We start from the raw sequence: 6,709 nt of genomic DNA, 5'->3' as shown, positions 1-6,709 counted from the left end.
TGGGTGATCACCGCGATGCAGAACGGCGCCGGGTGCGGCAACTACCCGCTGTACTCGCTGCTCAAGGTCACCACCCAGACCACCCTCCAGGACTGCGGACAGTCCGCCCTCCCCAGCGGCTGGGTGATCACCGCCATCCAGACCACCTCCGCGGCCTGCGGCACCTACGGGACGTACACCATCGTCCAGTTGTCGGACCGGACCGGCATCCAGGCCTGCGGCAACTCGCCCGTTCCCGCCGGGTGGGTGATCACCGCGATGCAGAACGGCGCCGGGTGCGGCAACTACCCGCTGTACTCGCTGCTCAAGGTCACCACCCAGACCACCCTCCAGGACTGCGCGCAGTCCGCCGTCCCGGCGGGCTGGGTGATCACCGCGATCCAGAGCAACTCCTCGCTCTGCGGCACCTACGGGACGTACACCATCGTCAAGGTCACCGACCAGACCAGCATGCAGGTCTGCGGGCCGTCCACGATCCCGGCCGGCTGGGTCGTCAGCAGGCAGGGCTCCGGCGCCCAGTGCGGCGTCTACGTCGTCTACACCATCACCAAGTCGGCCTGATCCGGCCGTAGTTCGGCCTCCCGGCCGCCCCCGGCCGCGCCCGGCCCGCGCCCGACCGTCCCCGACCGTCCCCGGCCGGACGGGGGCGTTCGGGGACGGTCGGGGGCGGTCACCAGAGCGCGGCCACCCGGTCCTCCGTGCCGAAGGTGCGGCGGTAGGAGGCGGGTGAGATGCCGAAGGCCGCCCGCATGTGGGCGCGCAGGGAGTTCGCGGTGCCGAAGCCCGCCCGGTGGGCGACCAGGTCGATGGACAGGTCCGTGGTCTCCAGGAGCTGCTTGGCCAGTTCGAGCCGCTGGGCGGTGAGCCACTGGACCGGGGTCATGCCGACCTCGTCGCGGAAGCGCCGGGTGAAGGAGCGCAGGCTCATCCGGGCGTGCTCGGCGAGCTTGGTGAGGGGCAGCGGCTCGTCGAGGTGGGCGAGCGCCCAGGCCCGGGTGGCGGTGGTGCCCGCGATGGTGGGGTCGGGGACGGGCCGGTCAATGTACTGGGCCTGCCCGCCGTCCCGCCACGGCGGCACGACGCACATCCGGGCGACCCGGTTGGCGGTGGCCGCGCCGTGGTCGCGGCGGATCAGGTGCAGGCAGAGGTCGACGCCCGCGGCCACCCCGGCGGAGGTGAGCACGTCGCCGTCATCGACGAAGAGCACCTCCTCGTCGACCTTGACCGCGGGGTAGGCCCGGCGGAACTCGGGGGCGAGGTTCCAGTGGGTGGTGGCCGGCCGGCCGTCGAGCAGTCCGGCCGCGGCGAGCACGTAGGAGCCGGAGCAGATCGACACCAGCCGGGTGCCCGGGCGGATGCGGGCGACGGCCGCAGTGACCTCGGGCGGCAGCGGGCCGCCGACGGCCAGCTCGGGCATCGCATGGGTGGGCGGGATGACCACGGTGTCCGCCGCGGCCAGGGCCTCGGGCCCGGCGGCGGGCTGCACGGTGAAACCCGCGTCACTGAGGACGGCGGCCCCGTCGGCGGTGCAGACCGTGACCTCGTAGAGCCGACGGCCCTCGGCGTCCTCCGCGCTGCCGAACACCCGGGAGGGGATGCCCAGCTCGAACGGCGGAACCCCGGGCAGGGCCAGCACCGCGACCCGGTGCGGATCGGGCGCCATCGGCGCCGGGTTCGAGCAGTTCCGCGGTGTCTCCGGCCAGATCCTTGCCATGGCCAGATCCTGTCACATAGTGGCCGGACGGCCAACCCCGTGCGGGCGCCGGACGCGGAATGGTTGACCTCGTTGCGCCGGGCAGACCCGGCGGTGGAACGGATCGACCGGATCCGACGAGAGCAAGGCGTACGGACATGCGTGCAGTCGTGGTGGAGCAGTGGGGCGGCCCGGAGCAGCTGGTGGAGCGGGAGCTGGCGCGGCCCGAGCCCGGGATGAACGAGGTCCTGGTGAAGGTGCACGCGGCCGGGGTGAACCCGGTGGACTGGAAGACCAGGGCCAGCGGGGCGCTGATCGAGTGGGGCGAGGTGCCGGTGGTCGGCTGGGACGTCTCCGGCACGGTGGAGGCCGTCGGCCCCGGGGTGAGCAACCACCGCCCTGGCGACGAGGTCTACGGGATGCCGCTGTTCCCGCGCCAGGCGGGCGGGTACGCCGAGTACGTCGTCGCCCCGGCCCGGCACCTCGCCCCGAAGCCGGCCGGCCTGACGCACGTGGAGGCGGCGGCGCTTCCGCTGGCCGGACTGACCGCCTGGCAGGCCCTGGTCGACGCCGCGGGCGTGCGCCCCGGCGAGCGGGTGCTGGTGCACGCGGCCGCCGGTGGCGTCGGCCACCTGGCGGTCCAGATCGCGAAGGCGCGCGGCGCGTACGTCATCGGCACGGCCAGCGCGGGCAAGCACGAGCTGCTGCGCGAACTGGGTGCGGACGAGGTGGTCGACTACCGCGAGGTCCGCTTCGAGGAGGCCGTGTCCGAGGTGGACGTGGTGCTCGACGGGCTCGGCGGCGAGACCGCCGAGCGTTCGATGCGGGTGCTGCGTCCCGGCGGCCGGCTGATCACCCTGCCCGGCCCGGGCGACATCCCCGCGGCGCGGGACGGCGTCAGCGCGAGCTGGGTCCTGGTCGAGCCCGACCACCTGGGCCTGCGCGAGCTCACCGCCCTGGCCGAGCGGGGCGCGCTGCGGCCCGTGGTCGAGGCCGTCCTCCCGCTCGGCCAGGCGGCGAAGGCCCATGAGCTCGGCGAGCAGGGCCGCACCACCGGCAAGATCGTCCTGACCGTCGTCTGACGGCCCTCGCCGTCGGCGGCTTCGTGACGAGCGGCCTCCGCGAACGCCGGGAGTTCTGCCTCGGCGGGGAGTTCGACGGGGGCCGCGCCGTCCGACTCCAGGCCGGCCGCGCGCTACGCCTCCGGCCCGTAGGCGCCGAGGCCCTGGCAGACCAGGCCGTCGCGGAAGGTGAGCACCTCTGCGACGGCCCGGCCGCGCTCGTTGCGGTAGTTGATGACGAGGGTGTCCACGGAGGCCCGGACGTCCTCGACGGTGAAGTGCAGGTCGGGCAGGTGCTGGAGGCCCTTGGACCAGTAGACGCGCAGGGCCTCCTTGCCGCGCACCTCGCCGGACGGGTCGCCGATCAGCTCGACGATCCGGGGCGAGGCGAAGACGACGTCCTCGGTGAAGTGGGCGAGGATGCGCTCCAGGTCGTGGGAGTTCCAGGCGGCGGCCCAGTCCTGGGCGAAGCGGGTGGCGAAGTCGTGGTCCATGGCCCGGAGGGTACGACAACCGGCCCTGCCCCGCCCGCCGTTCCGGGACCCGGTCACGCCCGCTGCGCCAGCAGCGGCACCCGTACCTGGTTGAACCCGTAGTAGACGGCCAGCAGTCCGTGGACGGCGAGGGCCGCCGGGGCGGAGAGGAAGGCCAGCGCGACCGTCAACGGGTAGACCACCAGCCCCAGTTCGAACCGCCACCGGGCGGCCCGGGCCGCCGGCACGTCCACCTGCTCGTCGAAGCACCGGCCGGTGCGCGTGACGTGGTTCCAGAAGGCGGAGAACAGCACCGACTGGCCGACCATCACCGCGCCGTACACGGCTGCCGCGACGTTCGCCGCCGAGCCGTTGCGCAGGTTCTGCGCGACCACGGCGGTCGGGAACGGCAGCACGGAGATCAGCATGAGCAGCAGCAGGTTGAGGAACATCAGCGTGCGGTCGACCCGGGCGAGGTGGGCGAACAGGGTGTGGTGGTTCACCCAGACCACGCCGATCACCAGGAAGCTCACCACGTACGCGAAGTACGACGGCCACTGCGCCCCGAGCGCCCGCCACAGCTCCGCCGCCCCGTGCGCCTGCGGGATCCTGATCTCCAGCACCAGCAGGGTGATCGCGATCGCGAACACCCCGTCGCTGAACGCCTCGATCCGGCCCGTGTCCCTGGTCTCCACCGGCAGAGCATCTCAGCCGGGCGGCCGCACCCCGCCGCGCAACGCGCCGGGACCACCGGCGCCCCGGTCAGGGGTCACCCGGCCGCCGGGGCGGAGGTGAAGAACTCGACCGTCCGCTCCAGCCCGTCCTCGCCGAACATCGACTCCAGGCTGGCGGCTGAATCGGCGGCGGACGCCTCGGCGCGCGGGAACAGGGCCGTCTCGTAGGCGGCCAGCGCGGCGGCGGTGTCGCCGGGGTGGGCGACCAGGGCGGCGGCGAGTTCGGCGCCGTCGAGCATGGCCAGGTTGGCGCCCTCGCCGGCGAACGGCGACATCAGGTGGGCGGCGTCGCCGAGGAGCGTCACGCCCGGGGTCGGCTCCCAGCGGTGGCCGACCGGCAGGGCGTGGATGCGGCGCGGGGTGAGGGTGTCCGCGTCGGCGACCAGGGCGCGCAGGTCGTCGTGCCAGCCGTCGAAGCGGGCGAGGACGCCGGCCCGGGCGGCGTCGAGGTCGGTGAAGTCGAGGGTGTCGAGCCAGCCCTCGTCGGCCCTCGCGGCGGCGTACACGTGCAGGCTGCCGTCGGTCTCCCGGTGCGCGAGGAGGCCGCAGCCGCCGCCCAGGCCGAGGAAGAAGCCCCCGCCGATCAGGGCGGCGCTGCGCGGGTGGCGGAGGTCGGCGTCGTGCAGGTCGGCCTCGGCGAAGGAAATGCCGGTGTAGGCGGGTACGGCGGCGGAGAGCAGCGGCCGGACCCGGGACCAGGCGCCGTCGGCGCCGATCAGCAGGTCGGTGGTGACGGTGGACCCGTCGGCGAAGGCCACCTCGTGGCGGCCGTCGCCGAGCGGCCGGACGCCGGTGGCCTTGCTCCCCCAGCGGACGGTGCCCTCGGGCAGCGAGGCCAGCAGCAGGTCGCGCAGGTCGCCCCGGTCGACCTCGGGGCGGCCGCCGGTGCCGTCGTCCTCCTCCGCGACCCGGACCACCGCGTCCGGGCCGACCAGGCGCATCTCCTGGCCGCCCGCGTGGACGAGGCCCAGGAAGTCCTCGTACAGACCGGCGGCCCGCAGCGCCCGCTGACCGCTCTCCTGATGGATGTCGAGCATGCCGCCCTGGGCCCGGGCGGCGGCGGACGCCTCCCGTTCGAAGACGGCGGCCGGGACGCCGTGGACGTGCAGCACGCGGGCGGCGGTGAGACCGCCGAGACCGCCGCCGATGATCGCGATGGGGTGGTGGGTGCTCATGGGTGCCTCCTGACGACTGACCGGACTCCTCCACCGTAACGAACGTGTTCGTTCCGAACAAGTTCGTCCATGGCCGCGGCGACGTCGGCGCCCCGGACGACCGGGGCGCCGCCGGGGCGGATTCAGCCCTGCGGGCCCGGGACCGGCGTCCCGGTGATGCCGTTGACCAGCACGTCGAAGCCCCAGCGCAGGCGCTGCTCGGCCGAGCCGCCGAGCAGGACGGGCAGGTGCGCCCGGATCGCCGGGTGGGTGGACTCGTCCACCGTGCGCAGGGCCCGGATGGTGGCGCTCCAGGCCTCCTCGGACGCCGGGTCCTGCGCCTGCGTCGAGTGCTCGGCGGCCGTGGCCGTGGCGTCCTGGAGCAGCTTGTCCACGCCCCAGGCGACCTGCTCCCGGGGCGCCCCGCTGCGGGACAGCAGGTCGAGGAGGCGCTCCACCAGCCGCAGGTAGTTCTCGCCGCTGGGCCGCGCCACGACGGCCGACCGGGCGAGCTGGGGGTGCGCGAAGAGCACGGCGGTGTAGGAGGCGAGGACGGCACGGAGCCGCTCGCGCCAGTCGCCCTCAGCAGCGGCAGCGGCAGCGGCAGCGGCAGCGGCAGCCTCGGCCTCGGCCTCGGTCTCGGAAACGTCGGGGCGCCCGCCGGTCAGGTCGACCTCCCCCAGCAGGGCGTCCAGCACGGCGGCGTGCAGCTCGGCGGTGTTGGCCACGTAGACGTACAGCGAGGCCGGGCCGGTGTCCAGCTCCGCGGCCAGGCGGCGCATGGTGACCTTCTCCAGCCCCTCCGCCCGCATGACCCGCACGGCGGTGTCGACGATCCACCGACGGGACAGGGCGGGCTTCGCCGGGCGCTCCCGGCGGCTGATCGGCTCTCTTCTGGCGGTCATCCCACGATCGTAACGAACGTGTTCGAGGCGGCCCGGGCCCGTCCGGACACCGATCCCTCCTGGGCGCATGGAAGGTCGATTACGGGGCAAACGCAGACGAACAGGCGGCGGGAACACGCCGCCGACGGACGACGGACCGAGGGAGGACCGGATGAGCAGCCTGTCGAACAAGGCGCAGGAACTGGCCGGCAAGGCCAAGGAGAAGGCCGGGGACGTGACCGGCGACCAGAAGCTCAAGGGCGAGGGCCAAGCCGATCAGGTCGAGTCGAAGGTCAAGCAGGCCGCGGACGACGTCAAGGACGCCGCGCACGGCGCCGCCGACCGGGTCAAGGGAGCCCTCGAGCGCGACCGCTGACGGCGGCGCCCGACGGCGGGCACGAGCCCATCGGCGGGCACGAGGACGAGGCGACGAAGGGGAAGGGGAACGACATGGCACTGCTCCTGTTCATCCTGCTCATCGCGGTGGTGTTCGGCTTCGTGGGTGTCCTGGTGAAGGGGCTGCTGTGGCTGCTCCTGATCGGGATCGTCCTCTTCGTGGGCGCCCTGGTGTTCGGCGGCCTGCGACTCGGCAGCCGCCGGGCCGGGAGGTAGCCCGGGCCAACCGGGACGGGGGGGGGGGGGGGGGGGGGGGTCCCCCCCCCCCCCCCCCCCCCCCCCCCCCCCCCCCCCCCCCCCCCCCCCCCCCCCCC

At 74.3% G+C, this 6,709-nt stretch carries 9 protein-coding genes; 4 read left to right on the top strand and 5 right to left on the bottom strand.

Annotated features, from left to right (window positions below; all coding sequences use genetic code 11):
• On the top strand, positions 1 to 561 hold a 561-nt coding region (locus ACZ58X_RS26380), incomplete at its 5' end, for a hypothetical protein (protein WP_470336073.1).
• 109 nt (positions 562 to 670) lie between these two features.
• Here the strand turns inward: ACZ58X_RS26380 and ACZ58X_RS26375 are convergent.
• A complete protein-coding gene (locus ACZ58X_RS26375) occupies positions 671 to 1,714 on the bottom strand; it encodes a GlxA family transcriptional regulator (RefSeq protein ID WP_470336072.1) in 1,044 nt (347 codons plus the stop codon).
• A 137-nt stretch (positions 1,715 to 1,851) separates the two neighbouring features.
• Here ACZ58X_RS26375 and ACZ58X_RS26370 point away from each other — a divergent pair, with 137 nt between their 5' ends.
• Complete coding sequence (locus ACZ58X_RS26370) at positions 1,852 to 2,775, top strand: NADP-dependent oxidoreductase (protein WP_470336071.1); 924 nt, start codon at positions 1,852 to 1,854, stop codon at positions 2,773 to 2,775.
• 113 nt (positions 2,776 to 2,888) lie between these two features.
• Here the strand turns inward: ACZ58X_RS26370 and ACZ58X_RS26365 are convergent, their stop codons facing one another.
• The 4 genes from ACZ58X_RS26365 to ACZ58X_RS26350 form a co-directional block, all read right to left on the bottom strand.
• Positions 2,889 to 3,248, bottom strand: coding sequence for a nuclear transport factor 2 family protein (locus ACZ58X_RS26365; RefSeq protein ID WP_360235931.1), 360 nt, complete (start codon positions 3,246 to 3,248; stop codon positions 2,889 to 2,891).
• Between the two features lie 53 nt (positions 3,249 to 3,301).
• Positions 3,302 to 3,922, bottom strand: coding sequence for a TMEM175 family protein (locus ACZ58X_RS26360; protein WP_470336070.1), 621 nt, complete (start codon positions 3,920 to 3,922; stop codon positions 3,302 to 3,304).
• Positions 3,923 to 3,996: 74 nt separating this feature from the next.
• Entirely contained in the window at positions 3,997 to 5,136 is a 1,140-nt protein-coding gene (locus ACZ58X_RS26355) for an FAD-dependent oxidoreductase (protein WP_470336069.1), read from the bottom strand.
• Between the two features lie 122 nt (positions 5,137 to 5,258).
• On the bottom strand, positions 5,259 to 6,020 hold the full coding sequence (locus ACZ58X_RS26350; RefSeq protein WP_470336068.1) for a TetR/AcrR family transcriptional regulator: 762 nt from the start codon (positions 6,018 to 6,020) through the stop codon (positions 5,259 to 5,261).
• Positions 6,021 to 6,171: 151 nt separating this feature from the next.
• Between ACZ58X_RS26350 and ACZ58X_RS26345 the strand changes: the two genes are divergently transcribed.
• A complete protein-coding gene (locus tag ACZ58X_RS26345) occupies positions 6,172 to 6,375 on the top strand; it encodes a CsbD family protein (RefSeq protein ID WP_470336067.1) in 204 nt (67 codons plus the stop codon).
• 74 nt (positions 6,376 to 6,449) lie between these two features.
• On the top strand, positions 6,450 to 6,611 hold the full coding sequence (locus ACZ58X_RS26340; protein WP_470336066.1) for a hypothetical protein: 162 nt from the start codon (positions 6,450 to 6,452) through the stop codon (positions 6,609 to 6,611).
• Positions 6,612 to 6,709: the final 98 nt, after the last annotated feature.

It is taken from the genome of Kitasatospora sp. NPDC040550 (genome assembly GCF_055594965.1).
Note: the sequence above shows the minus strand (reverse complement) of the source record. Positions and strands in the feature narration are given on the sequence as shown.

Bases quoted from the DNA above. Each gene is read 5' to 3' on its own strand.
- ACZ58X_RS26375 (WP_470336072.1), bottom strand. From the start codon at position 1,714: ATGGCAAGGATCTGGCCGGAGACACCGCGGAACTGCTCGAACCCGGCG.
- ACZ58X_RS26370 (WP_470336071.1), top strand. From the start codon at position 1,852: ATGCGTGCAGTCGTGGTGGAGCAGTGGGGCGGCCCGGAGCAGCTGGTG.
- ACZ58X_RS26365 (WP_360235931.1), bottom strand. From the start codon at position 3,248: ATGGACCACGACTTCGCCACCCGCTTCGCCCAGGACTGGGCCGCCGCC.
- ACZ58X_RS26355 (WP_470336069.1), bottom strand. From the start codon at position 5,136: ATGAGCACCCACCACCCCATCGCGATCATCGGCGGCGGTCTCGGCGGT.
- ACZ58X_RS26350 (WP_470336068.1), bottom strand. From the start codon at position 6,020: ATGACCGCCAGAAGAGAGCCGATCAGCCGCCGGGAGCGCCCGGCGAAG.
- ACZ58X_RS26345 (WP_470336067.1), top strand. From the start codon at position 6,172: ATGAGCAGCCTGTCGAACAAGGCGCAGGAACTGGCCGGCAAGGCCAAG.
- ACZ58X_RS26340 (WP_470336066.1), top strand. From the start codon at position 6,450: ATGGCACTGCTCCTGTTCATCCTGCTCATCGCGGTGGTGTTCGGCTTC.